The following is a 26,837-nucleotide window of genomic DNA, read 5'->3' as shown; positions in this document are numbered from 1 at the left end:
GATGGCAGCTTCCGACCGGGAGGGGAGCGTTTTTGTCCGTCGGACTGCTGCCTCCCTGCGTGCAGCTCCGCGGTCCAGTCGTCGCCGTCGACGAGCCCCGAACAGTCCAGACCAGCAACGGCCAGAGCGACCTCGCCGAGGTGACAGTTCGCCCCGACGACGGCCGGGCCGACCCCGTCACCGTCACGCTCTGGGGAAAGTGGACCGAAACCGCCGACGTCCTCGCTCCGGGGATGGAACTCCTGGTGATCGACGCCCAGGAGAAGGAGTTCAAAGGCGAGATCCAGTACTCGACGGGCCGCGATTCGATGGTCGTCGTCGAACCGGACTTCCTGGTCGACGTGACCGACATTCGGTCGTGGGTGCAGTGCCCGCGCATGTACTATCTGAACAAGCTCGCCGGCCTGCCGCTGGCCTACCCCGTCGTCAAAGGGACCATCGTCCACGAGGTGTTCGGCGATCTCCTCCGCGGACGGGACCTCGACGAGTCCGTCGACGAGCGCGTCGCCGAAGCGGGGCTGGAACTTGGCCTGCTGGACCGCGACGCGGCGAGCGTCGCCGAGGAGGTCCGTCAGAACGCCAGCGCGATCGAGGGCTGGCTGAACCAGGGGACGCTCACTGAGGAGGACCAGTGGCGAAGCGAGCAGACGCTGGTCAGCGAGACCTACGGGCTCAAGGGCCGCGCCGACGCCGTCCGTCGCGGGTCCCCGGTCGAACTCAAGACCGGCAAGAACACCAACCGAGAGCCGCGATTCCAGGACAAGGTGCAGGCGGCCTGCTACGCGCTGATGCTGGGCGAAGGCGAGGCCCACGCCACAGAGCAGGCGACCCACGCGAGCGCGGCGCCGGACACGGGGACGCTCCTCTACACCAAGAACGCGGCCGTCGAGCGGACCGAGGAGACCGGCGACCTCTCGCCGGCGAAGGACTTCTCGATCGGCCCCGGCTTCCTCAAGTACGTCGTCCGGACCCGCAACGAGATCGCCGCGATGGAGGCCGACATGAGCGTCCCGACCGGGTACGAGGCCGACGCGAAGTGCGAGTACTGCTTCGAGCAGGACACCTGCATGGCGGTATCGGGCCGGCTCGAACAGGAGTCGAAAGCCGGGCAGGTCGGCCGGGCGATCCCCGACGAGGAACAGGACTACTTCAAGCGGTTCTACCGCGCCATCGAGACCGAGCGCCGCGCGGTCCACCGCGAGTACGCCAAACTCTGGCGACAGAACGCCGACGAGCGCGCCGAGGACGACCGGGCGCTCATCGGGCTGGAACCGCTCGACGAGCGCGAACTCGACGGCGGTCGCTGGGAGCTCCGCGCTGCCGGCACGGGCGCGGTCTCGAAGATTCGCGAGGGCGACGTGGTGCTCGCCAGCGACGGCCACCCGATCCGCGGGAAGGCGGAACTCGCCCGGGTCAAGCAACTCGGCGAGGAGATCGTCGTCACGACCGACGAACCGCTGGACCTCCGCCGGCTCGACGTGTACCCCTCCGAGATCGGCGTCGATCGGATGCTCACGGCGCTCCACGACGCCCTGCTGAAACAGCCGGCCGAACAGAAAGACGTCCTCTTCGACCGTCGCGACCCCGAGTTCCGCGCGGACGACACCACGTACATCGATAACAACGAGGCCCAGAACGAGGCGGTGTCCCTGGCGGTCCGCGCCGAGGACTTCGCGCTCGTCCACGGACCGCCAGGGACGGGCAAGACGTACACGCTGGCGCGGACGGTCCGTGCGCTCGTCGAGCAGGGCGAGCGCGTGCTGCTGACTGCGTTCACCAACAGAGCAGTCGACAACGCGCTCGAAGCCCTCCGCGAGCAGGGGTTCGACGACTTCCTCCGGGTCGGGACCGAAACCGGCGTCCACCAGGACATGCAGGAGTTCCGGCTGAAAGAGCGCGGGGACCCGTCCGCGATTTCGACCGAGCTCCGCGAGGCGTCCGTCGTGGCGGCGACGACGGCGTCCTGCGGCTCGACGGTGATGCGGGAACAGGAGTTCGACGTCGCGATCGTCGACGAGGCCGGACAGATCACCGAACCCGGTGCGCTGGCGGCCATCAATCTCGCCGAGCGGTTCGTTCTCGTCGGGGACCACCAGCAACTCCCGCCGGTGGTCCAGGCCGAAGACGAGATGGACGGCGACGACACGGCCGACCTCGGATCGTCGCTGTTCGAGCGCCTCATCGAGGCCCATCCCGAAGCCTCGGTGATGCTGGACCGCCAGTATCGGATGGCCCAGCGCATCCAGGCGTTCGCCTCGCGGGAGTTCTACGACGGGCAGTTGCGGCCAGCGACGGGCGAGGTCGCCGCTCAGCGGCTCACCGACCTCCCTGGAGTGTCCCTGGACGCCCTCCCGGCACACCTTCAGGACTCGGTCGCGTTCGTCGATCCGGACGGCCGAGCGCGCGGGAACACCAACCCCGATGAGGCCGACGCCGTGGTCGAGACGATCGAGTCGTTCCGGGCGGCTGGCGTCGAAGCGGACGAGATCGGCGTCATCGCACCCTACCGCGCCCAGGTCGCTGAGATCAACAAGCGCGCACCCGACGGCGTGACCGTCGACACGGTGGACCGATTCCAGGGCTCCTCGAAAGAGGTCATCGTCGTCTCCTTCGTCGCGACGGGGTCCCTCGACGGCCCGATCTTCGAGGACTACCGGCGCATCAACGTCGCGCTCACCAGGGCCAAGAAGTCGCTCGTTTTGGTCGGAGACGCCGACGCCCTCTCGACCGATTCGGTCTACGGACGGATGGTCGAGTGGGCGCGGTAATCGTGGGTTCGTGGGAATTATCATCCCTGCGAGAGAAGCGCGACCGAATGGTCCCAATCGCCTCCCCCTCCAGACGCGTCGGTATCGCGGTGCTCGTGATCGCGCTCTTTCTCGTCGGCGTCACGCACCCGTCGGTGAACGACCTCCCCGGGTTCTCCGATCACACGGGACCGACGGAGATCCACATCGCTGAGTTCGATCGACTCGACTCTGGCTGTGCGGCTAACGTCAGTAGCTACCGAGGTGGGTCCTGGAACGGAAGCGACTACAGCAAGGTCGCGTTCGTCCGAACCGACGACCCCAACGCGAACCTCTCGGCGTGGGTCGAGCGGACCTCGCCGGCTGGCGTCGATTTGAGCACGTTCCGCGTCCACGTCGAGTCAGACTCCGACAGTGCGAGGAACGACTCGTGCGAGACGGGCGTCCTCTACGGGCTCTCGGTGAACACCAGCGGTGGGTCGCCCGCAGGGATCCTTGCCGACGCCCACGGACACCGGATTCTCTGGATGCACAACGGGGAGTACGCCGGCTGTTCCGCCAGTTACACGAGTCCGCTCGACGCAGAGTGTTCTCGGTTCAGGGAATTGCCCCAGCGCACCTGGGCGAACGCGACTGACGAAGTGGACCGTTAGCTACTCCCTCTGGCCCCTCACACAGCCACGTATGAGTTTCACGCTCCCGCTCGGGGACGGGACCATCGACATTTCGCTCCCTGACTGTGACGTGACGATCGCGGAGCCACGGGGAGGTGAGGCCGTGGACGTTCGTGCGGCCGCCGAAGACGCGGTCGCGGACCCTCACGGGCCGTCCCTGGCACAGATCGCCGATCCCGACGACCTCGTGACCATCGTCGTCACCGACGTGACGCGCGCGACGCCCGACGACGTCCTCCTGGACGTGCTGCTATCGGAACTCGAACGCACCGGCGTCCCGCGCGAGCAGGTCACCGTCCTGCTCGGACTCGGGCTCCATCGGCCGATGACCGACGTGGAAATCGAAACCGCGCTCGGTGAGCACGCGGACCTGGCGCGGAATCACGACCCCGAAGAGACGGTTACGGTCGGAACAGTCGACGACTGCCCGATCGAGGTTCACGAGCGCGTCGCGGACGCGGACCTGGTGCTCTCGACCGGCATGGTCGAACCACATCAGTACGCAGGGTTCTCGGGGGGAGCGAAGACGGTCGTGATCGGGGCAGGCGGGCCGTCGCTCATCCGGCACACCCACGGACCGGACATGCTGGCCGAACCGGGTGTGCGTCTCGGTCGCGTCGAGGACAACCCCTTCCGCGAGACGGTCGACCGCGCCGGCGACCTCGCGGGACTGGACTTCTGTCTCAACGTAACCCACGGGCCGGCGGGAATTCTCGCTGCTAGCGCGGGCGAGCCCCGTTCGGTCGTCAACGACCTCGCAGCGACTGGTAAGGAGGCCCTATCGGTCGCAGTACGCGACGAATACGACGCCGTGGTCGCGGGGGTCGGCGCGCCGAAAGACGCCAACCTCTATCAGACGACGCGGGCGGCGACCTACGTCATTTTGGGTGACCGTACCCCCCTTCGCGACGGCGGAAAGGTGGTGATTCCGGCCGCGCTGCCGGAGGGTGCGGGCGACGGGAGCGGAGAGCAGCGGTTCTACGAGTGGTTGAGTGAGGCAGAGAGTCCGGATCGGCTCTACGAGAAAATGCGAGCGGGGTACGAACCCGGAGCACAGCGGGCGTTCGTCGTCGCGCGGGCGCTGCGCGAGTACGACGTGTTCGTCACCGACAGCGACCATTCCGACGTGGTCGAGGAGTGTTTGCTGTCCGCGGCACCGGCGGTCGGCGACGCGATCGATCCAGGGAGTGACGTCCTCGTCGTGCCCGACGCGCTGAACACACTCCTTACCGGGTAAGAGAAGGCAGTTTCTGGTTCCCGTGGGGTGCGCTTCTAAACCTGTTCGTCGAGCGGCACCGCACAGTCCGCGTGGAGCCACGCCGCTTCGTTTTCGGAGTCGTAGATCACGACGGTTCCATCGGGGGCCTCCTCGACGAGGTACCGGCCCGAATCCTGTTGTCCTTGCATCGATAGAGGGTAGAAGACCCTGCCTATAAGAGTTTAATCGGGGATTTCGCAACACATCGGTGCGGTGAGAATGGAATAACCAGGCCCAAACTGCCAGACGGTACCGGGGCGGTCCGGACGATACGCCGGACTCCGTGAGTAGGTTGACGATTCGTCCGCAAAGAAGCGGTGTCGGGGCTCAGGCAGACGTGCCGTTGCCGCGGATGTTGTGTCGAATCCGGCTGTCGATCTCCGCCTTCAGTTCTTCGCGCTCGTGTTTCGTGGCGACGCGACCGTGGACCAGCTCTAGGAGATCGAGGGAGCCGAGCAGGTCGCGCGCCTCCTCTCGAGTAAGCCCGAACTGTTGCTGGATGTGGTACAGCGTGTCGGCCGTTCGAACTGCCTCCTTGAGTTCTGCAAAGGTGACGTCGGCCGGGGCAGTCACTTGCTCCGGAAGGGTCTCTGCGAGCGGTGCGCTCTCGGGAATCGTCGGCTCGTCGTCTGTCTCGGCTTCGTCGGCGGACTGATCGTCGTCGCTGGCTTCAGTGTCTTCGTCGTCTGAGTCTCGTTTCTCGACGGCGTTTTCGGGGGGCTGCTCGTCGGATTCCCGGTCGTCAGCATCCTCAACAGCGGCGTGTGTAGTTTGTGACGCCCGGGCTGATTCCGAATCGGTCGTCGATTCGGGTTCAGCGGCCGCTTCGACGTCGTCCTCGCCATCGGCAGCGTGCTCGTTCGCTTCCCCGTCACCGGAGGGGTCGTGGATTCCGTGCTGGATCATGTGCCGCCGGATTGTCTGGGCGGACACGTCCACGTCGAGCGCTTCACGCATCGCCGGGAACGAGTCGTGTGCCTCGTACACCTCTTCGAGCGCTTCCGGGTCCCTGTACGCTGGGGTCGCCGTCGACGAGTCGTCACCGCTCTGTTCGCGCAGGTGGATCTTCGTGCGGTGTATCTTCATCCCGGGTTCGCTTTCGAACGTCGCGTCGCAGCCCGGTTCCGGACAGACCACCGCGCCGTCGTCGGACTGCTCTGTCGCGGGTTCGACCTCGACAGCCCGTGACTGGGCGTCGTCTCCCGCACGTTCGTCCTCCGCCTTCCCCGACGGTGAGCGCTGGCTGTCGGACGAGTGCTGTGTCGCGCCCGACGTTGGCTCTGGCGGGTTCGTTTCGGTAGCCTCGGACACGATGCCCGAAATCGCTGCCTGATCGTCCTGTTCTCGGTCCGCGGACGCACGCTCGCTCCCCTCCGCGTGCTCACCGCCGACGCCCTCTAAGGCGATGGCTAGGTCGAGCGTAACGTGTACTTTCCCGTCCGAAACCACAGGTCTATCTGTCGGCATCGCCGCGTCCCGAACCTCGACGTCTTCCGCCTCGACCCCGTCGACGACCGCTGCGATCCGACGGAGTGCGTTACTTACTGACATATTTACCACCTTCGTTAAGCGCAGTATAACTGATTGCCGAATATGAACTTCACGGCTGTTTTGAGCCGTTTATCGGTGTCTCGCGTTTTATTCGTTGCCCGCTACTCACAGAAAAACGAATTGCGGGTCGCTGGTAGCGTGAAACTTCGTCGATTGTCGAATACAGAATATGTCGACTGTTAGAGTCGCGGTTCGGTCGGATCGACGTCGTCGATCTCGGTCAGGACGCGTTCGTGGAACTCCTGGAGGACCTGGCTCTCGTCTTCGGCGAGGACGACGTCGGAGGCCATGAGCGTCGCCAGGCCGAACGAGCGGGGCGTCGGCGAGTCGACCCGCTGTGAGACGACCGAGAGGTCGCCGTTCTGAACCGCAGTCAGGACGGCCTCGATCCCGCTGACGTTGAGTTTGTCCTCGATGATCTCCCGATAGGTCTCCTCGATCACCGCGAAGTTCGGCAAGTCCTGGGCGAAGCCGAGAAGCATCTCGCTCGACACCTGCTGTTGGCTGGCGGACTTCTCGTAGCCCTTGTAGCGTTTGAGGATCATCAGCGCCCGCGTGGCGTTGATCCGGAAGTACCGCTTGAGCAGATCGGTGTCGTCGAGGCTAGCTCGGAGATCCTCGCGGACCGACGCCGGATCGATGTCACGGACGATGCCGGTCAGGTCGACTTTTCGGTTGAGCGGCATCGAGAGCGTGAAGCCGTGATCCGCGACCGCGACGGTGACGTTCGCGTTCGCGGCCTGCGCGACGCGGTAGGCCAGCAGTCGCGAGAACCCGTCGTTGAACCGGCGGCCGTAGTTCGAGTGCACGTAGTAGCGTCGTTCGTACTCGTCGCGGTCCATCTCCACTTCGATGACGAGTCGCGCGTCCGTACTGACGCTCTCCTGACCGGCGTACCTGACCTGTTCGTCGAACATCCTGGCGATGGCCCGGACGCTGTCGTCGTCCAGCGGGAACTCCCGCAGCCACATCCTGACCTCCGGTGGTCCGCCGTGTTCCAGCCGCTCCAACAACTCCTGTTGGAACGTGAGGATCTCTTTGCCGAGGTCGTACGAGAGCGGCAGCCGCTCCGAGAACCACGAGGGGACCGTCGGCCGAGCGCTCGTCCGGTTCACGTACACCTTCGAGCCGCGTCGGTAGGCGTACTCGAAGTGGTTCCCCCCGAGCACGAACACGTCGCCCGACTCCAGCGTATCGAGATACTCCTCGTCGAGGTTGCCGACCCACTGGTCGTCCGACTTGGTGAACACGTCGCACGTAAACGAGTCCGGAATCGTCCCGATGTTCGTCATGTAGATGACGCGTGCCAACCGCCCGCGCTTGCCGATGAGGTCTTCTCCGACGGGGAACTCCTCGTAGTGGTGCTCGCCGTCCGGAGGGTCGTTGGTGTCCCGCCAGACCTTCGCGTACACGTGTTTGTCCTCCATCCCGTCGTAGTCGGCCGTGAGATACGCCATGAGCTGCTCGAACTCGTCGTCGGAGTAGGTCCGGTACGGGTACGCACGCCGGAGGATGGCCTTGATCTCCCGTTCGGGCCGGACTTCGTTGATGGCCATTCCGTAGACGTGCTGAGCAGCCACGTCCTGGGCGTTCTCGGGCACGAACACGCGGTCGACGAACCCCTCCTCGGCCTTCTTGCACATCACCGCGCACTCGACGAGTTCGTCTCGGTCGAGCGCGACGATGCGACCGGTGACCGTCTCGCCCAGTTGGTGTCCCGCCCGCCCGACCCGCTGGAGCAGCGACGCGACGGACTTCGGCGACCCGACCTGGACCACGAGGTCGATGTGGGGCATGTCGATTCCCAGTTCCAGGCTCGTCGAGGTCGTCACCACGTCGACGTCTCCGGATTTCAGCGCTTCCTCGATGCGCTGGCGCTCGTCCTTCGAGAGGCTGCCGTGGTGACAGCCGGAGTTCGTCTCGTCGTACTCGTCGTATTTCTCGCGGAGGTTGTGGAGGACGCGTTCCGCGCCCGAACGCGTGTTGGTGAACACCAGCGTGTTCGTGTGTGACTGGATCTGTTCGTGGAGTTGCCGGTAGAACCGGTCTGTGACCACGTCCTGGGGCGTGTTGATGAGGTCGTCCGTCGGACAGGTGAGTTCGACGTCGAACTCGCGGACGAACCGCGTGTCCACGAGCTCGAACTCCCTGGAGGGCCCACCGGGCTCTGCCTGCCCGACCAGGAACTCCCCCATCGTCTCCAGGGGTTCGACCGTGGCCGAACAGCCGATCCGGGTCGGTGAATCGTCGGTCATCGCTTCGAGTCGCTCCAGCGAGACCGAGAGGTGCGTCCCGCGCTTGTTCTCGGCGAGGCTGTGGATCTCGTCGACGATGATCCACTCGACCGTCTCGAGTTTCTGCTTGAACTTCGGCGAGTTGAGGAGGATCGCGAGCGTCTCCGGCGTCGTGTTGAGGATGTGCGGCGTCTCGTCTAGCATCCGCTGGCGCTCGCTGTCGCTGGTATCACCGTGGCGGATGGCGTGTCTGATCTCGACATCCTCGTCACGTGCTGCGAGTTTGTCGCTGATACCCTCCAGCGGCACCTCCAAATTCCGGTGGATGTCGTTGGCCAGGGATTTGAGCGGCGAGATGTACAGACAGTAAACGCTGTTGTCCAGGCCCTCGGCCCGGTCGCGACGGAACAGTTCGTTGATGATGCCGCAGAAACCCGCCTGGGTCTTTCCAGAGCCCGTGGGCGCACAGATGAGTGCGTTCGTCCCGCGGTGAATGAGCGGGATCGCCTCTTTCTGGGGCGGCGTGAAGTAGCCGCCGTTCTGGGGCACGTAGTCGCCGAACTGCTCGACCCACCACTCCTGGACCGGTGGCTCTAACAGCTCCAGCACGTCGGCGTCGTCGATGTCGACCGCCGCGGCGTCGTAGCCTACCGACTGCTCGGCCAGCAGCTCGCGTCCTCCCATCCACGGGCCCGTACGGGCGGCGTGGTAAAGTCCGTTGGGAACGCACGGTGAAAGTGAAACTGGACGCCAGCACGCGTGCGACCGACGAAGCCAGTTTGAAGTTCGCGGCCGTCTGCCTCCCTGTATGCGACTCACCTTTCTCGGAACCGGGACCGCCATGCCGACCGGGGAGCGGTTCCAGACCGGACTGCTCGTCGAGGATGGCTCGGACCGACTCCTCGTCGACTGCGGGAGCGGCGTCCTCCACGCGCTCCAGCGCACTGACGTGGGCTACGAGGGCGTCGGCACCGTTCTGTTGACGCATCACCACCTCGACCACGTCTCGGACCTCATGGTCCTCATCAAGGCTCGATGGCTGGCTGGCGAGGACTCGCTCACGATCGCCGGTCCGCCCGGGACGCCCGAACTGGTCGAAGACCTGCTCGACGTGCACGACTACATGCGCGACCGCATCGACCTCGATCTCCGAACCGTCGATCCCGAGGCCGGCCAGTTCGAGATCGCCGGGTTCACGGCCGAGGCGACGGAGACTCGACACTCTGTCCAGTGTTTCGCCTATCGGCTCACGCCTGTCGCCGGAGGCGGTGATCCCGAGTCGAGCCCGCCGACGCTCGGGTTCTCTGGTGACACCGAAGCGTTCGCGGATCTCGTCGAGTTCTTCGACGAAACGGCTGTCCTCGTGCACGACTGCTCGTTCCCCGACGAGGTCGACGTTTCGAACCATCCGACGCCGTCGACGCTCGGACAGGCATTCGCAGACGCTGACGCCGACGTTGGCCGAGTGTATCTCACCCACCTCTACCCACACACGGACGGCAAACACGAGGAAATGCTCGATTCACTGTCCGAGCACTACGACGGCGACGCCCGGTTCGCACGAGACGGGCTGACGCTGGACATCGAATGAACTACTAGCTAGTCAATAGCAGTTTCCGTTTGTGCATGTTTGTCACAATACAGCTATCAAGGTTGATAACAGGGCCGACGATATTAAAAAAGGAGGGTGTTTCTGGTTTGATACTATGGCCAAGCAGGAGTTCCGACAGCGGACCGAAACAAACGGAGAGGTGTCAGTAACAGATGAGATCAGACGTGGGGTAAATGGCAGCGCGCTGGCAGGCGATATCGGCCTCGACGCCGAGGAGATCGAGTGGCGCAAGGCGTTCACCGGATTCGACGAGGAGACGGCCGCGCAACTGGAATCGATGTCGGGGTTGTTCGACGGCATCGCCGAGGACCTTGTCGACGAGTTCTACGATCACCTGACCGACTTCGAGCGCACGGTCGACATTTTCAACAGTTCGAGCAAGGGGATCGAGCAACTCAAACAGACCCAGCGGGAGTATCTCACGGAACTCGGCAGCGGTGAGTACGGCGAGCAGTACTTCGAGAAGCGCGCTCGAATCGGCAAACTCCACGACCTCCTCGACCTCGGTCCGCGGGTCTATCTCGGCGCCTATTCTATCTACTATCGCGGGTTGATGGACGCGATCGCCGAGGACGCCGTCGAGTCGGCCGTCTCGGAGTACAGCGACGACGCGACCGACGAGGACATCGTCGAGGAAGCCGTCGAGGACGCCGTCGGCCAGGTGCGAGACCAGATGCTCGCCGCCACGAAACTCCTGAACCTCGACCAGCAGGTCGCGATGGACACGTACATCGACTCGTACAACAAGCAGGCAGAAGCCGAGGCCCAGCGACGCAAGGAGGTGTCCCGCCAGGTCGAATCCGCAGTTCAGGAGCCGATCCAGGAACTCGACACGACCGCCAACCAGGTGGCGACCGAGACCCAGCGTATCGACGGGCTCACGACTGACCAGTCCGAGAACATGGAGACCATCGCGAACGAGGTCGCGGACATGAGCGCGACCATCGAGGAGCTGGCCTCGACTGCCGACGAGGTCGAATCGACCAGCAAGGAGGCGGAACAACTCGCCGAAACCGGGCAGGAGTCGGCAGACGAGGCGATCGACGTCATGGAGACCGTCCGAGAGTCGGCCGCAACCGTCGCCGAGGACGTCGATCAGCTCCAGGACCGCGTCGACGAGATCGACGACATCGTCGACGTCATCGACGACATCGCCGAGCAGACGAACATCCTCGCGTTGAACGCCTCTATCGAAGCAGCCAGGGCCGGCCAGGAGGGTGAGGGCTTCGCCGTGGTCGCAAACGAGGTGAAGTCACTCGCCGAGCAGTCACAGACGCAGGCGAGCGAAATCGAACAGATGGTCGATCAGATCCAGGCCGACACCGACGAAACCGTCGAGAGCCTGGCCGAAACGAACGACCGCGTCGAGCAGGGAATCGGTCGCGTCCGGGATGCGATGGCCGACTTCGAGGAGATCACGCAGGCGGTCACTGAAACCACGCAGGGAATCCGGGAGGTCGCCGACGCCACCGACGAGCAGGCTGCGAGCGCCGAGGAGATCGCCAGTATGCTCGACGACGCCGTCGATAAAGCTCGCGAGGTCTCGGATGCCGTCGACGAGATCGCTGCAGCGACTGAACAACAATCGGAGAGCATGCGAAACATCGACGAGTCCGTGACGAGACTGACTGCGGACGACTAAATCTCGGGCGTACCTGGCGACTCAGACGCGTTCGAGCGTGATGTGGAAGTCGGCGCCGCCGTGGTCCCCGTTTGTGACCATGATGTCGCCACCGTACGATTCGGTGAGTGCCTTGACGAATCCGAGTCCGAACCCGGTGCCGTCGCTCTCCGGGCCTTTGGCACCCATCTCGAACAGTCTGTCGGCGATACTGTCGGGAATGCCGGACCCGTCGTCGGCGATGCTGACGATCACCTGTTCTCCGCTGGCCTCGAGCACGCCGACTCGGACGTGCACTTCGCCGTCGTTGTGGACCGCCGCGTTCGTGATGACGTTCGTGAACACCGAATCGAGGAGGTCACCGCCGTACACGCGGTAGTCGAACGCCTCGGGATCGTACTCGATCGTCAGCGTCTCGTACTGATTTCGCGCGTCTTCGACGACGTCCGTCATGGTCGCTTCCAGCGAGCGAGGCGTCGGCTCGTCCTGTTGTTCGAGGGTGTTGACGAGGTCACCGACCCGCTGAATGAGGTCCGCCGAACTCCGGGCCGTTCGGTTGATGCGCTCGGCGTAGTCTCGGGCCTCGCCGTCGACCTGACTGGCGACTTCCTCCGCGAAGGCCGCGACGACCTGGAGGTCGTTCCCCAGGTCGTGACGCAACAGGCGGTCGTACATCTCGACCATCTCCTTGCGCTTTTCTAAGTCCTGTCGCGCGCGTTCGAGACGCTCTCGTGACCGGATGTTACTGATCGCCGTCGCTGCGTGCGAGGCCAGTATCTCCAGCGGTCGAACCACTGCGTCGCCGAACCCGGTGTCCTCTACGCTTCGAGTCACGATGATCGCGACCACGTCGTCCACGATCGTCGCCGGAACTGCGAGCGTCGATCCGACTGTCGCTTCGCCCTCCCCGGCCTCCTCTCCCGTGACGACGACTGTCTCCCGGCTCTCGTAAGCCTCGTAGGCCACCTCGCCCGGTGCGTCTCCCTGTGAGACCTCGGGATAGGTGCTGTGGACCACTCGCAGGTCCCCGTCACGAGCCTCGATGAACGTCGTGTACGGGAACTCGAAGAGCAACGACATCGCCTCCAGACTCAGTGACACGACCTCTTCGACGGACTCGCAGTTGTTCAGCGCCTGTCCGTACTTGTTGAGGTCTGCCACCTGCCGTGCGAAATCTGGTTGCTCTTCGAAAGACATCGGAAATCTGCTAACTATGGACACATCGGGATACCGGGTGAAAACGGTTCCGGCGAGCACAATTGCAGAAACCCTCCACAGCGGGTTGATATTTCCACCACCTGGCTCGCGGGCACGTCGCACTCCTGTGTTTCACTCGAGTCGGTACCGGAGTATCGCAGCGACCTCGCCGAGGTTCGCCAGTTGCAAGCCGGGGTCGAACTCGCTCGAAAACACTGTCACGTCGCCGCCCTGTTGCTCGGTCTGCTCGATGATCTCGTCGACGTCGACGTCCCAGTCTCCCTCACCGCGTTCGCGCCGGAGCGCCTCGTCGAGCACCAGCAGCGTATCGATCGCGCCGAACTCCGCGGCCTTCGCGACCTGTTCAGGGCCGTACGCGGCTTTCTCGCCCTTGCCGATCTCGGTCATCAGCTCGTCGATCAGATCCGCCTCCTCGGCGATCCGGGTCTCGGCCTGCACTTCCTCGACCGCGCCGCGTTTCAGTACCTCGTGGACGCCCCTGTCCCCGACGCCGCTGGTGTCGACGGTCGTGATCTTCTCGTGCAGGTCCGGTGCCTCGTCCTGAATGTACTTCAGGCAATCCTGTTTGGTGAACCCCGGGCCTGCGAGGATGATCGCTTCCACGTCCATCCTGGCGAGCACGTCTGTCAACTCCGAGAACAGCTCCTCGCGGGGTTGTGCGTACTCCCCTTTCCCGGTCGTTGACGTGATGCTCGCCCGCTCTTCGGTGCCGTACTGGGCGACGGTGTGGACGTGCGCCTGTCCCTCTTCGACGGTGGCGATGGCGACGTCGACGTTGTCGGCTGCTTCGACGGCTTCCTGCAAGCGTTCGAGCTGGTCGGACTTCCAGCGTTTCTCGACTTCTAGTTCGTCGCGCTCTTCGACGTTGAGCGTGTGGTGGTGGCCGAGTTGATCCTCCCGAGAGCAGTCGACGATCTCCCCACCGACGCGGAGTCGGTTGGCGAAGCGCGCGAACTCCACGTCGTCCACTTCGATCGTGACGTACATGTGTTCGCGTTCGCCACCCGTGTCCCGCATCTGGTCGTCGTTGCGCTGGATGCGGCGCGTGGTGTCCCCCGAGACGTGGTCACCGGGTTCGAGAATGTACGTGAGATGCCAGAGGTCGTCGAGGGTTTCGGGTACCAGCGTGATCTTCTCCTTGCCCCCTTCGACCTGCACCCGGTCGGCGATGCGCATGTCCCGTCGTCGGACCCTGTCCGGTAAGTGCCCTCCGATATCGGCCACGCGCTCGACGATCCGACGACGGGTCCGTGCACTGTTCGCACGCCCCGCCTTCCGACCTATCGACGGCTACGTTCGCGTATATAGACGCGGACCGGAATCTCCTTGCTTCGCCTCCACTCTCCGTGCGTATGAAAGTCGCATTCGTGTGTGTCCAGAACGCCGGCCGGAGCCAGATGGCGACGGCGTTCGCCCGCCGGGAACGCCAGCGACGCGGCGTCGAAGACGCCATCGACGTCCTCACCGGCGGTACGCAACCTGCCGATCACGTCCACGACGAAGTCGTCGAGGTCATGCAAGAGCTGGACGTCGATCTCTCCGATCGAACGCCCCGAGACGTCACGCCTGAGGAACTGCAAGCCGCCGATATCGTGATCACCATGGGTTGTTCTGCACAAGACGTCTGTCCCGCGACCTGGAACGGAGACAACCGCGACTGGGACCTGGACGATCCCCACGGACAGCCGGTCGAAACAGTCCGTGAGATCCGCGACGAGATCCGCACCCGCGTCCGTGCTCTGTTCGACGAACTCGACGCGGACCAGTCGAAAGAAAACTAACGTGTCGATCGCCGTTCGGACAGAACGTGCGCGGGACCGGATTTGAACCACGCGAACGGCTCACTACCGTTCGCCGTTCTCTACTTCAAATCCGCTGGCGATTGTGCTGCTCACGGATCGTTCGCAGCAACAATGCGCGGGACCGGATTTGAACCGGGTGAAACCTCACTTCGTTCGGTTTCCAGGGTTCAAATCCTCTCACTCATTTGCGGCTCACGAATTGTTCGCCGCAAAATGCGCGGGACCGGATTTGAACCGGCGGACCCCTACGGGACAGCGTCCTAAGCGCTGCGCCTTTGGCCTAGCTCGGCAACCCGCGCGCATCCCCCACTTTCCCCTTCCCCTTTATAAAAGTCACGAGGGACACCGGCTGCTCGGATGCCACCACGGCGCACGCTTCTCACACCTGTTTGCGAACTATCTTATATCGCCAATCGAAATCTTCGCCGAGTATGGAGGAGTTCTACGGGAAGGTCCCGCGCACCCGCCGGGGGTGGTACGACTGGATCGATACCAACTGGTTCCTGGTGTTGCTCGGCGGTGCGACCGTTTTCCTGACGCTCGCGACGATCTACCAGTTTTCCCAACACCCGTTCTACGTCAACAAGGACTCGGCACTGTTCCAACACGCCGGCTGGTACATCGGTCAGGGGGCGGAGCTGTACGTCGACATCTGGGACCTCAAACCGCCCCTGATCTACGCCGTCACGACGGTGCTCGCCGTTCTCTCGTTCGGGAACATGGAACTGCTCCATCTCCTGAGCGTCGCCGTCGCCGTCGCAACGATCGTCGGCGGGGTCACGCTGGTCGGCGTCATCACCCACCGGCTGACGAACGACGGGTTCGCGAGCGTCGTCGCCGGCGCGTCGACGTTCGTCGTCACGTCGACGTACATGTTCCCGTTCGCCGGCATTCGACCGAAGTACTTCGCTTTCCTCTGTGGCGCCACAGCGCTCCTCATGGCCATCGACGACCGACCGTTTCTCAGCGGCGTCGCGGCCGCCATGGGTGCCGGCTTCTGGCAAATGGGCGGCCTCCTCGCCTTTCTCGTCGTCGGAATGGCCCTCCAGCGCAGTGGCTGGCGGGCGGCTGGACGAACCGTCGCCGGCGGCGTCACCGTGGCGACGCTGACTGTCCTCCCGTTCGTCCTCACCGGCAACGCGATTCCGCTGTTCGTGGAAGTCGTCCTGGCACCGATCTACGGCGTCATCCGCTACACGATTCCCGGGCGACTCCTCCGGACCGTGATCGAGCTCGGCCCCGGCGTCGCCCTCATCCCACTGGGGGTCTACGGGTGGGGTCGGGCAGCCGTGGCAGATTACGATGAATACTGGTGGGTGGCCGTCGGCGGCGGGCTGTACCTGCTCCAGGTCTTCCTCGAGTTTCAGGGCGCTATCGAGATGATTCTCGTACTCATGTTCCTCGCACTGGGCGTCGGCGTCCTCGTTGCAGAGACGTCGACCCCGTCGCGGCAGTCGCTCGTGGCTGTCTGTATCCTCCTGCTCGTCGCGACGAGTTTTCACTGGAACGAGGCAGCGACCACGCCGTTCAAGGACGCCGTCGAGGAGGAGTACGAGGACTGGGACGTCGCGAACTACGAGTCGCTCCCGGAAGATCCCGACGGCTGGCCGTCCATGCAGACCATCTACTGGGAGAAACGGCAACCCGAATACTGCCACTACCGACTGGGGCACAAACAGAAGTACTTCGAACAGGAGACCGGTGGCACGCTCGTCAAGGAAACCTGTGGTCAGTGGCCCTACGACGAGCCGGCGGGAGAGTGGTTCCTCGGCGGGCTGTCGCCGGTCTGATCCCCGCGCCCGTTTTCAGTCCTGTCGCTCCCGGATCGCCTCGGCGAGGGCGTCCGGGTCGGTACCCGCGCGCTCGATGGCTTCTATCTCGTCGCCCACCGCGATCACCCCCGATTCGACCACGCGTGCACAGATTCCGCCGCGTCCCTCTGTCAGCGACCGCGCGACCCCCTCCTCGGCTGCGACTTCTTCGACGTGTGCACAGGGCGGACGCGGTCGCGTCCCCTCGAACAGCGCGTCCCCGATCCGGAACCGCACGTCCAGTAGCTCGTGGACGTCTACGCTACGCGTGACGACGTTCCGGCGGTGACGGCCGTCCCGGAGGTCGATCCCGGCGTCCTCTTTGATCGTCTCGATGGCCTCAGCCTCGATGAGCGTCACCTCGCACTCGTCGAACCCGGAGTAGTAGCCAGTGCCGCGCGCGTAGCGGTCTCCGTCGAGTCCGCGCGCCTCGATGGCCTCGATGCGTTCGACTGCCTCCATCGGTGCCGAGCCTTCGTCCGTGATCCAGAGTCCCTGTACGCTGCCGGGCATGCCCGCCTCTAGCCTCGCGGCGTCGATAAGGGTTCCCGAGCGATCCCGGGGAGCGTTTAAATCGGCGGGCGTGCTATCAGGTCGTGTGTATCGCGCCAGCGACGAGGTAGAGAACGAACAGTGGCTCGCCGACATCAACGAGGTTGCCGACCGCCTCGACCTCGCCGAGGAAGCACGGTCACGGGCCGCTGACCTCTTTCTCTCGACGGTGCCAGAGACTGACCGCTCGAAGCGCGCGTCACTGGCGGCCAGCGTCTACGTCGGAGCGCTGATCGCCGGAGACCGCCGCTCGCAGGGCGACGTGGCCGACGCTGCGGGCGTCTCTCGGCTCTCGGTGCAACAGCGATGGAAAGACCTCATCGAACAAGCGGGTCTCGACGCACCCGATTGGTAACTACGTCTCGGGGTGTTTCGGGCGTCCCTCGCGGTCGGGCGTCAGATTTCCGTGTTCGTCGATTTCGCCTTTGACGATGCGGGTGCTCGAGATGATCTCGTCGTCTTCGGCGTACACGTGGTCGACGACTTCGATCTCCAGCGGGTCGTGGCCGCGTTCGCGACGGATTTCGTTGATGCGACGGCCACCGGTTTCCGTCTCGGGGGAGACGATGAGCGCGTCGAACTGTTCCTCGGTGGCGATACCGGTCGGCTCAGTCAGCTTCCGGATCTCGTACTCGCGGTCGTGTGGCGCCGAGTACTCGGTGAGTTCGGCGTCGAGATCGCGCTTCCGTTCCTCGTAGGGGCGGACGTAGCGGTCTTCGTTTCGAGTCTTCGGCGCGAGTTCGTCGCTCGTGAGTCCGACCGTGACGTTCCCCAGTTCGAACGCACGCTCGAACAACGCACGGTGTCCGTCGTGCACGGGATCGAACGTCCCGCCCAGCGCGACCTTCATATCTCCGGGCATTGTCCCCTCATGGCTTAGTGGCTTCGGATTGGTCGACTGACTGGTGGGCGATCCGTCCGTCGCGTATCCCAACTGTGACGATCACGCTTGATCGGCCGATTCCTCGTCCACTGTGATCGTTACTGGTTCCGACGTAGCGTCGGCCGTCTCACCCTCGTCGGTGTCTTCACACAGGTGCTCGTCCAGATTGAACACGGTGTTCAGTTCCGACTGCACGTCGCCGACGATGGTCGTCACGAGTTCGCTCGGTGGCATGGCAGTGTACTCGTAGGGATTGTTGCCAGCGCCGCCACTCTCGCGCTTGCGGCGTTCGACCTTCGATTCCTCGTGGAGCTCCGCCAGCGCTTCGCGGACCGTGCTCGGGTACAGTCCCGTACCGTCGGCGATCTCGTCGCTCGTGCTGTGTGGGTTCTGGCGGAGGAACACGTAGATGCGCGCCCGCGTCTCCGTGTCGAGTATCCACGCGAGCAGATCGACGATGCCGTCGTCGAACCGTTCGACTGCCCTGTCTGCCTCTTCTTCGAGACGGTCACGTACCCCCTCGGCGTCCGTCTCACTGGAAACGTCTCCCCCCGCTGTCGGTTCGTCTGGTTCTGTTGGCCCGTCGTCTGTAGACATGAGTCCTCTCTATGACGACAGAACGCAACAGCCGGGTAAAAATCCTTGGCTACAGCCGGAGGCTCTCGCACAGCGCGTCCATACCCTCCTCGTCGCGGAGTCGACGCTGCTTCTGTGCGCCGCTTTCGGCCTCGTAGAGCCGCTTGATTCCGTCGACGCCCAGCCGGTCGCACTCGGTGTCGACGAGCTGTCCTAGCGGAACCGACTCGGTGAGGTCCCGCGAGAGCAGTTCCGCGTCGTGGCCGTGACGCAGTGCACGCCACTTGTGTTCGTCGAGGGGTTCGCGTCGGTGTTTCCGGCCGGTTTCGCCGTCCTCGTAACGTTCGGCCAGGTCCGTGACGAGCGCGTGCGTGTATTCGACGAACGCCATCACGCGGTCGGGGTCGGCCTGGCCGTCGGGCGTGCGCACTTCGACGGTGCCCAGTTCCGAATGTGGGCGCACGTCGTACCAGAGTTCGCCGCGGTCGTCGATCGACCCAGTTTCGATCATCATGCGCTCGAACTCGTCGAACTCGTCGTAGGAGTCGAACGCCGTCGGGACGCCGGTGTTGGGGAGCGCCTCGAAAATTTTCGCACGGGCGGACTGGAGGCCGGTGTCGAATCCGTTCCAGTACGGCGAGTTCGCCGACAGCGCCAGCATGATCGGCAGGTACCACCGGAGTTCGTTCGCGATCCAGACGGCCTTGTCCGCGTCGTCGACGCCGACGTGGATGTGCAATCCAGCGGTCGTGTTGCGATGTTGTGGATACTGAATGCGGTCGAGTTGCGCGCGATAGCGGGGTTTCTCGGCGTGCTCGAGTTCCCGCCACTTCGCCGCGGGGTGGAGCCCTGCCGCGGCGATGCCGTAGCCGTGGGTTTCGGCGTGGTCGACCAGGGCATTCCGAACGGCGTTCAGTTGTTCGCGCGCGCTCGTCAGATCACCGGCGTCGATGGTCGGCGTCTGCGTCTCGATGACGCACTTGAACAGTTCGTGGTCCAGGCGGCCCTCGAGAATCTCGGGCGGCTCCGTTTCGTAGACGAGTTCGTCAGTTCCCGACGTCGGTCGGCCCGCGTCGTCGACGACGTAAAACTCCTCCTCGATGCCCAGCGTGCCCATTCGGGTGAAGTTCTCGGCCGAACCCCTCTCGTCCATCGGAACGTGGTTGGACTGTCCTCGGCTAAAACGTTCTGCATGAGACGCGAGATGCGAGACGCGACCGAAGGGAGCGTCTCGAAACGTGCGAGCGGGGAGGAACGACCCGTGAGCAAGCGGCGGGAAAGACCGAAGTGAGCGTCTCGGTACGTGCGAACTGGGAGGAACGACCCGTGAGCGGCGAGAGACGAGCGAAGCGAGTCTCTCGGAGATGCCGAACGGGGAGGAACGACCCGTGAGCAGCGAGATCCGTTACCGCGGTCGGGCGACGACGCCGAGGTGGTCGGCGTGGTACGGCTCCAGTCGCTCACGTTCGAGAATCTCGTACTCGCTTTCGAGGTCGGCGACGACCGCGTCGAACACGTCCTCGGGGTCGGCGGTCACGTCCTCGCTCCGGGCCTTGACGGCTGCGAGCAGTCGCCCGTCGTCGGCGAGGAACTGGCGGTTCGCGAGGGCCACGTCAGCCTGTCCGCGGGTGGCGACGTCCTGCACGATGACGTCGACCGGTTCGACGACGTGGGCGTAGGTCTCGGGCTTGCGAGCGTCTTTCAGCAGCGGGAACAGTCGGTCGCGACTCTCCGCAGCGTCCAGCAGGTCGCGGATCGGCCGGGCTGCGAACTCGACGGCGTACGTCGGACCGGCGAAGTCCGCGACGTGGCTCACCGTCGTCCCGGCGGCCGCGCCCAGGTACAGAACCGTCTCTCCGCCGACGAGTCCGGTGTCCATCCCGAGTTCGAGCATCGCACCGAGTTTCGACCGGTGGGCGTCCCAGCGCCGCCACCCGTCCTGGGTGGGTTCGCCGTACACCGGTTCGCCTCGCGTCGCCAGCCCGTCTTCGCCGTCGATTGCGCGTCGCTCGACGCCTGCCGGGAGATCACTCATCGTCCTCACCTCGGGCCTGGATGGTTTCGATTCGGTCGTCGAGTTCGGCCTGCAGGTCCGGCCGCCGGTCGCCGCTGTAGTGGTCGATCCGCGCGGCGATGCTGAGTTTCCCGGCGAGTGCCCGCGCCGCAGAGCCGCGCTCCTCGCGTCGGGTTCCGCGGACCGCGTCGTGCGTGTAGATGATCCCGTGTTTGGGCGACGGCGCGGTGCCGCGGAGGTGGGCGAACAGCGCGTCCTCGGCGCCGAGCACCTGGACCGTGCCGCTGGGTTTCTTCGCCAGGGATTCGAGCCCGCCAGCGAGCGAGATGAGGCGCGCGGCGAGCACTGGGCCCGCGAGCATCGAGAGGTTCGGCGCGACGTCCGGCGCCGTCGTCTCGACGTAGGCCTGGAGGTCGTCGGCTTCGTCGGCCAGCCCGACGACGCGGCGCGCGAGCGAGACGACCTGGCGATCCGCAGCAGCGTCGGGCTCCTGAGCGGCGAGTTCGCGGGCGTACGAGACGCCGGCCCCAGCGTCCTCGTCTAAGCTGCCGGCCCATTCGCTGAGCCGTTCGGCGAGTTCGTTCGCCTGTTCGCGGCAGTCGTCCATCGCGCGGACGGCGTGGACGAGTTGGCGGTCGGCCGCGCGTTCGCGCTCACCGGCGGCTTCGCGGGCGGCGGCTATCGTCACCTCGTGGAGCCGGTCGTAGTATTCGTCTTGGTCACCGGCGTAATCGTCCTCGACGGCGACGGCCGGCCAGTCGGCCGGCGCGTCGGCGCGTCCCTCGCGAATGCGGGCGACGGCGCCCGCGCGGTCCTCGGGGTCGAGTCCCGCGAACCATCCCTCGTCAGTCATGTCCGCCGGTAGCGCCCCCACGTCGGTAAAGCTTCGCGATTGCCAACGGAACCATCACGTACTTGGGTCGCTCCGTCGTTTTTGTAGGGTATGACGAGTGCCGACCTCGATGCGGTCGACCCGTTTCACCGGTTCGTGTTACTTGCTATCATCGACCTCAGGAACCGGGAGGACACGCCGGTTCACTCGTTCGACGTGACGGGGGTCTGTGAAGACCTCATCGACGAGTACGAGGCGCTCGAAACGATGATTCCAGGTGGGGTGACTCGACAGCGCGTCATCAAGGCGCTGACGACACTCGAAGAGGCCGACCTGCTCGGGAAAGAACGGAAAGAGTCCCCGACCGGCAAAGGCCGGCCGGCCTACTCGCTGGCCATCGACGAACCGGCCATCCTCGATCGACTCGGCGACGACGAACGGTTCGAACCTGCCGTCGAAGGCATCCGGTACTGAACCCCCGGAAGGACCGCGACCGTCGTCCGCGTTCGCCCGACTGCTTACTCCGACGTCACGGACCTGACCGCTGGGTCGGATTGCGCTCTTTCCCCGTCACCGCTCGGTCTGCTCGCCGCTTCGTCCGCCTGGCAAACTGTTACGCTGACCTAATGTTGATGTGCCTCCTGATGGTACGCTTCCCCATGTCACCTTGGCCGCGCCCGACGATCGTCGCTCGGTTTCGAAACCCCGAGTACACTGGTGAGAACCGATGTCTCCCCTGTACAGCGACGAACCTCGTCATCGCGGTCGTCGTGAGCGCGCTCCTCGGATACGTCACGCTCGAGGTCGATGCAGGGCGCGGTGTCGCGTGGGGAGTAACTGGCGGTAGTTTCCTCGTGAGCGTGGCGGCCATCTCCCTCCGGGGCTATCTCGTCCCGGGAACGCCGGCGCTGACCAAGCGCTACTTTCCGGCGTTGGTCCTCGACCTGTTCGGGAAGGGCGAAGCCGAGGGAGTGGCCGCCGAGCCGGTGGACGCGTCCGTCGACGTCGAGGCAGTGCTGTTGGACACACACGCCATCGAGCCCAGGCCACACGGCGATCTCGGACTGACAGACGAATTCGAGACGGCGCTGTTCGAGCAGATCGAGACGGAACGGGCAAACGACACCGGGCGGGAGGCACTCGGTGCGATCGTCGGCGTCGACGCCGAGACGCTCGAGTTCGAGAGTTTCGGTGACGGGGCCTTCGTCGCCGTCAGCGGCAGTGGTCAGGTCGGGCGCTGGGAGTCACGCGCCGCGTTCCTGGCCGACGCTGCCGCCGGCCGACTCCTTCCCGACCGCTACGACGGCTGGGAGGACGCGGACCCGGCCGCTCGGGGCGCGATACTCGGTGGCCTTCGTCTCTTCCTCGAACGCTGTCCGGCCTGTGACGGCTCGGTCCGGTTCGGCCAGGAGGTCGTCGAGTCGTGCTGTCGCACCCACGATGTCGTCGCGGTGACCTGTGAGGACTGCGATGCACGCCTCTTCGAGGTCGAAGTGACGGAAGGGATGCTCGCTGACGAGCCGGAACCGGCGGTTTGAGGTCGCCTGTGGCCGCAATCGCACGATTCCATCAGTGGAAATCGCGGTAACGTTTAACCGCCAGCCCCTCCCGTGTGAGGGCATGCACGTCGCCGTAGTCGGAGCCGGGACGATGGGAACCGGCATCGCCCACGTCTGTGCGGCCGCTGGCCACGAGGTGAGCGTTCGCGACCTCGAACCGAACCTCGTGATGGACGCCATCGACACGATCAGCACGCGCCTCGGAACGAGCGCCGACCGTGGCGAACTCTCCCAGCGCGAGGTCGACGAGGCACTCGACGCCCTCGACGGCACGACCGGTCTGTCGTCGGCCGTTGCCGGTGCCGACCTCGTCATCGAAGCCATCCCCGAGGACCTCGATGCCAAGCGCGAGGTGTTCGCCGACGTGGAAGATCACGTCGGCGAGGACGCCGTCATCGCGACGACCACGTCGTCGTTGTCGGTCAGCGCCATCGCCGCGGGGCTGAAGGATCCCGAACGTGCCGTCGGGCTCCACTTTTTCGAGCCGCCCAACGGGATGGCGCTCGTCGAGGTCGCCCTCGCCGACCAGACCAGCGACGAAACTGCCGCGTTCGCCGAGGAGTTCGTCGATGAACTCGGCAAGACGCCGGTCGTCGTCACGGACACGGCGGGCTTTGCGTCGTCGCGACTCGAACTGGCGCTGGCCGTCGAAGCGATGCGGCTGGTCGAGCAGGACGTCGCGAGCGTCTCCGACGTCGACGCGGCGATGGAACTCGGCCACGACCACCCGGTTGGCCCCCTCGAACTCACCGACCGGGTCGGCCTCGACGTCAGGCTCGACGTCCTCGAACACCTCCACGACGAACTCGGCGATCGGTTCGAACCGCCGGCGATCCTCCGGGAGAAAGTCGAGAACGGCAACACAGGGAAGAAAGTCGGTCGCGGCTTCTACGTCTGGGAAGGCGGCGACCCGACCGACGTGGCCGACGACGAGGACTACGACATCGAGGACGTCATCTGACGGATGTCCGGGAACCAGGGGGCGTCCGAAATTGACGCGGACGGCCGTCGTGATGCCCCCGACGACACGCCGACGCTGGGGGACCTGCTCGACGAACTCGACGCGCTCCACGACACCGTCGACAGTCCTGCGGAACGGGATCGCGTCGAAGAGCTCATCGAGACGGTTCACGACGTCGAAGAGCCGGCCGTGTTCGGCCGCCTCGTCGTCGGGTTCGACCGTGCGGACGCAGCAGAGGCTCTGCTCGGGTCGGTGTTGTTCGGCATCCCGATGGTCGTCGAGGGCGGCACGCTCGAAGTGGGGGCGTTCGTCGCGACCCATCCGCTTTCGCTCGTCGGCACGCTCGTGGTGGCACTGGGGCTGACGATCGGGATCCTCTACGTGGCCGAGTTCCAGGACGTCCGCGTGTACAAGCCGCTGTTCGGCGTGCTCCCGCGGCGACTCGTCGGCGTGGTCACGATCGCATTCCTGACTGCACTGGGACTGATGACGATCTGGGGTCGCGTCGACTGGGCCGAGCCCTGGCTCGCAATCAGCCAGATCTCGGTCGCGTTCGTCCCGATGGTCATCGGCGCCGCGCTCGGGGACATCCTACCTGGATAGCACGGCTGACGCCGCGGACTCCCCGTCGCGTGGGTGCGGAGCATTCATTAAGGGTTATATGTCGCGGTATCTTCCCCCCTGGTATGAGTGAAGGTCAGCAAAAGCGTAAACAGAAGTGTATCTCCTGCGGGATTAACATCTCGGGGACCAACGCTGCAGCGTTCAAGTGCCCGGACTGTGGCCAGCAGATCTACCGCTGTGCGAAGTGCCGCAAGCAGAGCAACCTCTACAAGTGCCCCGACTGCGGGTTCACCGGTCCCTAACTGAAATCGCAACCCCAATCAACTCTCATCCACATCAGCACCCATGGGAAAAGTCGCAGCCAAGATCAAGGTAATGCCGCAGAGCCCGGACGTGGACCTCGACGCGCTTCAGGAGCGCCTCGAACAGTCCCTGCCCGAAGGAGCCAAAATCAACGGATTCGAGCGTGACGACGTCGCGTTCGGTCTCGTTGCTCTCTTCCCGACCGTCGTCGTCCCCGACGGCGAAGGCGGCACCGAGGCCGTCGAGGAAGGGTTCGAGAACACCGACGGCGTCGAGAGCGTCTCCGTCGATTCGGTCGGCCGCCTGTAAGCAGCCGACACCTTTCTGCTGTCATCCACGACCGTCGACCTGCGGGTGCGGTCGTCGCCGTCCGTTACTGGTGTACGATAGCCGTCGCGAGTGGGATCGTCGCGATGAGCGATCCTGCCGCCAGGAAGCCTGACACTAGCAGCATCGCGAGGTTCATCGTCGAGAGCACCCCCACCGCGATGACCTTTTCACCGGGGGTCATCATCGTCGTAGCAGTCCGTACTCGGCCACAAGATATAAACCACCCCGAGCGTTTTCAGCGTGAGAAAAACAGCCCGCGTTCGCGAGACGAACGGTAGTGGCCGTACGGTCGACGGGCCAGTTGCCCGCATTTGTCGGCACCGTCGGTGTGGCGAACTGCGAAGTGGTCGCTCGGGAAGTTCGATGTGGCCGGTGGCCGGTCGGGAACGCACGTTTTATAAGCCCGTCCCGACAACCGATGCGCACGAATGCCCAACTCGCACGGACCGTTCAAGAAGACGCGTCACAAGCTGAAGAACAAACCCCGCGAGCGAGGGACGTCGCCGCCTCAGCGATCGGTCGAGCAGTTCGACGACGGTCAGAAGGTGCACCTCCGCATCGACCCGAGCATCAACGAAGGTCGGTTCCACCCGCGGTTTAACGGCCACACCGGCACGGTCATCGGGACCCAGGGCCAGGCGTACAAGGTCGAGATCGACGACCAGGGCAAGGACAAGACGATCATCACTCGCCCTGCTCACCTCAAGGCCCAGGAATGACGATCTTCAAGGAGAAGCTCGGGGAGGAGTATCTCACCCTCGCCGAAACGAAGGACATCCTCGCCGATCTCGAGCGCGAGCGAGCGGCCGACGAGGACCGGGAGATGCGCTACGAACTCGCCCGGGCCATCGAACACGTCAACCGCTTTGCGACGCTCACGCCGGAGGAGTCCCAGGAGTTCGTCGACGAACTGCTCGAACTGGAGAAAGTCGACGAACCGACCGCCTACAAGATCGCGAACACCCTCCCGCAGGATCGCGACGAACTGCGAGCGATCTACGCACAGGAACGGTTCTCCCTGTCGGGCGACGAACTCGACGCCGTTCTCGACGTCGTCGCGAAGTACGCCTAATCGCAACCCGGCACTCGGCTGGGGCTTTTATGTAGCCCGTCGTCGTATGAAAATCCATGAGCAACTCCGAGAGCGGCGAGCCTGATTCACAAACTGGGGACGTGACAGGTGTCGTCCTGGACTTCTTGCCACACGGCCGTGCCGAGGACGACCGGCCGCAGTACGAAAAGCCGCCGCTCGCGTTCGTTCTCACCGAAGACGAGTTCCGCCTCCTCGAACTGGAACTCGAGGACGATCCGGACGTGCAGATCGGCGACCGCATCGACGTGGGGCGCGGCGCCGACACGCCCATCGTCAGTCGTCGCGACGTCGAGTACGACGACCTGCCGAGTGGTGCTCGCTCGGAGATCGATTACGTCGTCGAGGAGATCGTCGCCCGCAACGAAGAGCGGTTCACCGACTTCTACAACGACGCCCAGCCCATCACTCTTCGGCTCCACCAGCTAAATCTCCTGCCGGGGATCGGCAAGAAACTGCGCAACAACATCCTCGACGAACGCGACCAGCGACCGTTCCAGAGCTTCTCAGACCTGGAATCACGAGTCAGCGGGCTCCACAACCCACAGGAGGTCCTCGTCGAGCGCATCCTCGAAGAACTTCGCGAGGACGATCTGAAGTACCGGACGTTCGTTCGCGAGGACGAGCAAGACTGACAGCCTTTTG

General features: G+C 64.6%; 29 protein-coding genes and 1 tRNA gene. 17 read left to right on the top strand and 13 right to left on the bottom strand.

Annotated features, from left to right (window positions below; all coding sequences use genetic code 11):
- Positions 1–59 precede the first annotated feature (59 nt).
- The 3 genes from MU553_RS13325 to MU553_RS13315 are packed head-to-tail and all read left to right on the top strand — an operon-like array spanning position 60 to position 4,658.
- Positions 60–2,768 (top strand): AAA domain-containing protein, encoded by a 2,709-nt coding sequence (locus tag MU553_RS13325; protein WP_247378496.1) that lies wholly within the window; start codon positions 60–62, stop codon positions 2,766–2,768.
- 47 nt (positions 2,769–2,815) lie between these two features.
- Positions 2,816–3,400 carry a hypothetical protein gene (locus tag MU553_RS13320; RefSeq protein WP_247378495.1) on the top strand — a complete coding sequence of 195 codons (585 nt, stop codon included), beginning with the start codon at positions 2,816–2,818 and terminating at the stop codon, positions 3,398–3,400.
- 31 nt (positions 3,401–3,431) lie between these two features.
- Positions 3,432–4,658 carry a lactate racemase domain-containing protein gene (locus MU553_RS13315; protein ID WP_247378494.1) on the top strand — a complete coding sequence of 409 codons (1,227 nt, stop codon included), beginning with the start codon at positions 3,432–3,434 and terminating at the stop codon, positions 4,656–4,658.
- 35 nt (positions 4,659–4,693) lie between these two features.
- Here MU553_RS13315 and MU553_RS23615 read toward each other — a convergent pair whose 3' ends face one another.
- The 3 genes from MU553_RS23615 to MU553_RS13305 form a co-directional block, all read right to left on the bottom strand.
- Positions 4,694–4,828, bottom strand: coding sequence for a DUF7331 family protein (locus tag MU553_RS23615; protein ID WP_282594303.1), 135 nt, complete (start codon positions 4,826–4,828; stop codon positions 4,694–4,696).
- Between the two features lie 178 nt (positions 4,829–5,006).
- A complete protein-coding gene (locus tag MU553_RS13310) occupies positions 5,007–6,230 on the bottom strand; it encodes a DUF8073 domain-containing protein (protein WP_247378493.1) in 1,224 nt (407 codons plus the stop codon).
- Between the two features lie 179 nt (positions 6,231–6,409).
- Positions 6,410–9,148 carry an ATP-dependent helicase gene (locus tag MU553_RS13305; protein WP_247378492.1) on the bottom strand — a complete coding sequence of 913 codons (2,739 nt, stop codon included), beginning with the start codon at positions 9,146–9,148 and terminating at the stop codon, positions 6,410–6,412.
- Between the two features lie 124 nt (positions 9,149–9,272).
- On the opposite strand from MU553_RS13305, the gene MU553_RS13300 reads away from it, so the two are divergent.
- Together MU553_RS13300 and MU553_RS13295 are read left to right on the top strand one after the other, a co-directional pair.
- Positions 9,273–10,055, top strand: a complete 783-nt coding sequence (locus MU553_RS13300) for an MBL fold metallo-hydrolase (RefSeq protein ID WP_247378491.1) — start codon at positions 9,273–9,275, stop codon at positions 10,053–10,055.
- A gap of 115 nt (positions 10,056–10,170) precedes the next feature.
- Positions 10,171–11,718, top strand: coding sequence for a globin-coupled sensor protein (locus tag MU553_RS13295; protein ID WP_247378490.1), 1,548 nt, complete (start codon positions 10,171–10,173; stop codon positions 11,716–11,718).
- A gap of 21 nt (positions 11,719–11,739) precedes the next feature.
- Here MU553_RS13295 and MU553_RS13290 read toward each other — a convergent pair whose 3' ends face one another.
- Together MU553_RS13290 and MU553_RS13285 are read right to left on the bottom strand one after the other, a co-directional pair.
- Entirely contained in the window at positions 11,740–12,894 is a 1,155-nt protein-coding gene (locus MU553_RS13290) for a sensor histidine kinase (protein ID WP_247378489.1), read from the bottom strand.
- A 132-nt stretch (positions 12,895–13,026) separates the two neighbouring features.
- Positions 13,027–14,091: an mRNA surveillance protein pelota gene (locus tag MU553_RS13285; protein WP_247378488.1), complete on the bottom strand. Its 1,065-nt coding sequence runs from the start codon at positions 14,089–14,091 to the stop codon at positions 13,027–13,029.
- A gap of 176 nt (positions 14,092–14,267) precedes the next feature.
- Between MU553_RS13285 and MU553_RS13280 the strand changes: the two genes are divergently transcribed.
- Positions 14,268–14,696, top strand: coding sequence for an arsenate-mycothiol transferase ArsC (locus MU553_RS13280; RefSeq protein ID WP_247378487.1), 429 nt, complete (start codon positions 14,268–14,270; stop codon positions 14,694–14,696).
- 235 nt (positions 14,697–14,931) lie between these two features.
- Here the strand turns inward: MU553_RS13280 and MU553_RS13275 are convergent.
- Positions 14,932–15,016 (bottom strand) — tRNA-Leu (locus MU553_RS13275).
- 132 nt (positions 15,017–15,148) lie between these two features.
- Between MU553_RS13275 and MU553_RS13270 the strand changes: the two genes are divergently transcribed.
- Positions 15,149–16,507, top strand: coding sequence for a DolP-mannose mannosyltransferase (locus MU553_RS13270; RefSeq protein ID WP_247378486.1), 1,359 nt, complete (start codon positions 15,149–15,151; stop codon positions 16,505–16,507).
- Between the two features lie 15 nt (positions 16,508–16,522).
- Here MU553_RS13270 and MU553_RS13265 read toward each other — a convergent pair whose 3' ends face one another.
- Positions 16,523–17,041 carry an MOSC domain-containing protein gene (locus MU553_RS13265; RefSeq protein ID WP_247378485.1) on the bottom strand — a complete coding sequence of 173 codons (519 nt, stop codon included), beginning with the start codon at positions 17,039–17,041 and terminating at the stop codon, positions 16,523–16,525.
- An 85-nt stretch (positions 17,042–17,126) separates the two neighbouring features.
- Here MU553_RS13265 and MU553_RS13260 point away from each other — a divergent pair, with 85 nt between their 5' ends.
- Positions 17,127–17,435, top strand: a complete 309-nt coding sequence (locus tag MU553_RS13260; RefSeq protein ID WP_247378484.1) for a transcription initiation factor IIB family protein — start codon at positions 17,127–17,129, stop codon at positions 17,433–17,435.
- On the opposite strand, the gene MU553_RS13255 is transcribed toward MU553_RS13260, so the two are convergent.
- The 5 genes from MU553_RS13255 to MU553_RS13235 form a co-directional block, all read right to left on the bottom strand.
- Positions 17,436–17,930, bottom strand: a complete 495-nt coding sequence (locus MU553_RS13255) for a phosphopantetheine adenylyltransferase (protein ID WP_247378483.1) — start codon at positions 17,928–17,930, stop codon at positions 17,436–17,438.
- Positions 17,931–18,023: 93 nt separating this feature from the next.
- A complete protein-coding gene (locus MU553_RS13250; RefSeq protein ID WP_247378482.1) occupies positions 18,024–18,560 on the bottom strand; it encodes a winged helix-turn-helix domain-containing protein in 537 nt (178 codons plus the stop codon).
- Between the two features lie 49 nt (positions 18,561–18,609).
- A complete protein-coding gene (locus tag MU553_RS13245; RefSeq protein WP_247378481.1) occupies positions 18,610–19,692 on the bottom strand; it encodes a glutamate--cysteine ligase in 1,083 nt (360 codons plus the stop codon).
- A gap of 252 nt (positions 19,693–19,944) precedes the next feature.
- Positions 19,945–20,574, bottom strand: coding sequence for a fibrillarin-like rRNA/tRNA 2'-O-methyltransferase (locus MU553_RS13240; RefSeq protein ID WP_247378480.1), 630 nt, complete (start codon positions 20,572–20,574; stop codon positions 19,945–19,947).
- Entirely contained in the window at positions 20,567–21,406 is an 840-nt protein-coding gene (locus MU553_RS13235; RefSeq protein WP_247378479.1) for an NOP5/NOP56 family protein, read from the bottom strand. Before MU553_RS13235 ends, MU553_RS13240 begins: the two co-directional genes overlap by 8 nt.
- A gap of 90 nt (positions 21,407–21,496) precedes the next feature.
- On the opposite strand from MU553_RS13235, the gene MU553_RS13230 reads away from it, so the two are divergent.
- From MU553_RS13230 to MU553_RS13205, 6 genes are all read left to right on the top strand, one after another.
- Positions 21,497–21,859: a hypothetical protein gene (locus MU553_RS13230; RefSeq protein WP_247378478.1), complete on the top strand. Its 363-nt coding sequence runs from the start codon at positions 21,497–21,499 to the stop codon at positions 21,857–21,859.
- Positions 21,860–22,044: 185 nt separating this feature from the next.
- Positions 22,045–22,923 (top strand): DUF8054 domain-containing protein, encoded by an 879-nt coding sequence (locus MU553_RS13225; protein WP_247378477.1) that lies wholly within the window; start codon positions 22,045–22,047, stop codon positions 22,921–22,923.
- Positions 22,924–23,005: 82 nt separating this feature from the next.
- Positions 23,006–23,905 (top strand): 3-hydroxyacyl-CoA dehydrogenase family protein, encoded by a 900-nt coding sequence (locus MU553_RS13220; RefSeq protein ID WP_247378476.1) that lies wholly within the window; start codon positions 23,006–23,008, stop codon positions 23,903–23,905.
- Positions 23,906–23,908: 3 nt separating this feature from the next.
- On the top strand, positions 23,909–24,508 hold the full coding sequence (locus tag MU553_RS13215; RefSeq protein WP_247378475.1) for a DUF2391 domain-containing protein: 600 nt from the start codon (positions 23,909–23,911) through the stop codon (positions 24,506–24,508).
- Positions 24,509–24,591: 83 nt separating this feature from the next.
- Positions 24,592–24,771 (top strand): HVO_2753 family zinc finger protein, encoded by a 180-nt coding sequence (locus MU553_RS13210; protein WP_247378474.1) that lies wholly within the window; start codon positions 24,592–24,594, stop codon positions 24,769–24,771.
- Between the two features lie 43 nt (positions 24,772–24,814).
- A complete protein-coding gene (locus MU553_RS13205) occupies positions 24,815–25,081 on the top strand; it encodes an elongation factor 1-beta (protein WP_247378473.1) in 267 nt (88 codons plus the stop codon).
- A gap of 64 nt (positions 25,082–25,145) precedes the next feature.
- On the opposite strand, the gene MU553_RS13200 is transcribed toward MU553_RS13205, so the two are convergent.
- Positions 25,146–25,283, bottom strand: a complete 138-nt coding sequence (locus tag MU553_RS13200) for a hypothetical protein (protein ID WP_247378472.1) — start codon at positions 25,281–25,283, stop codon at positions 25,146–25,148.
- A gap of 247 nt (positions 25,284–25,530) precedes the next feature.
- Here MU553_RS13200 and MU553_RS13195 point away from each other — a divergent pair, with 247 nt between their 5' ends.
- The 3 genes from MU553_RS13195 to MU553_RS13185 are packed head-to-tail and all read left to right on the top strand — an operon-like array spanning position 25,531 to position 26,827.
- Positions 25,531–25,821 carry a 50S ribosomal protein L21e gene (locus MU553_RS13195; RefSeq protein ID WP_247378471.1) on the top strand — a complete coding sequence of 97 codons (291 nt, stop codon included), beginning with the start codon at positions 25,531–25,533 and terminating at the stop codon, positions 25,819–25,821.
- Positions 25,818–26,174 (top strand): RNA polymerase Rpb4 family protein, encoded by a 357-nt coding sequence (locus MU553_RS13190; RefSeq protein ID WP_247378470.1) that lies wholly within the window; start codon positions 25,818–25,820, stop codon positions 26,172–26,174. Before MU553_RS13195 ends, MU553_RS13190 begins: the two co-directional genes overlap by 4 nt.
- A gap of 56 nt (positions 26,175–26,230) precedes the next feature.
- The gene (locus tag MU553_RS13185) at positions 26,231–26,827 is read left to right on the top strand and encodes a DUF655 domain-containing protein (RefSeq protein WP_247378469.1); all 597 of its coding nucleotides are present in this window, start codon (positions 26,231–26,233) and stop codon (positions 26,825–26,827) included.
- Positions 26,828–26,837: the final 10 nt, after the last annotated feature.

It is taken from the genome of Halorientalis brevis, assembly GCF_023077655.1.
Note: the sequence above shows the minus strand (reverse complement) of the source record. Positions and strands in the feature narration are given on the sequence as shown.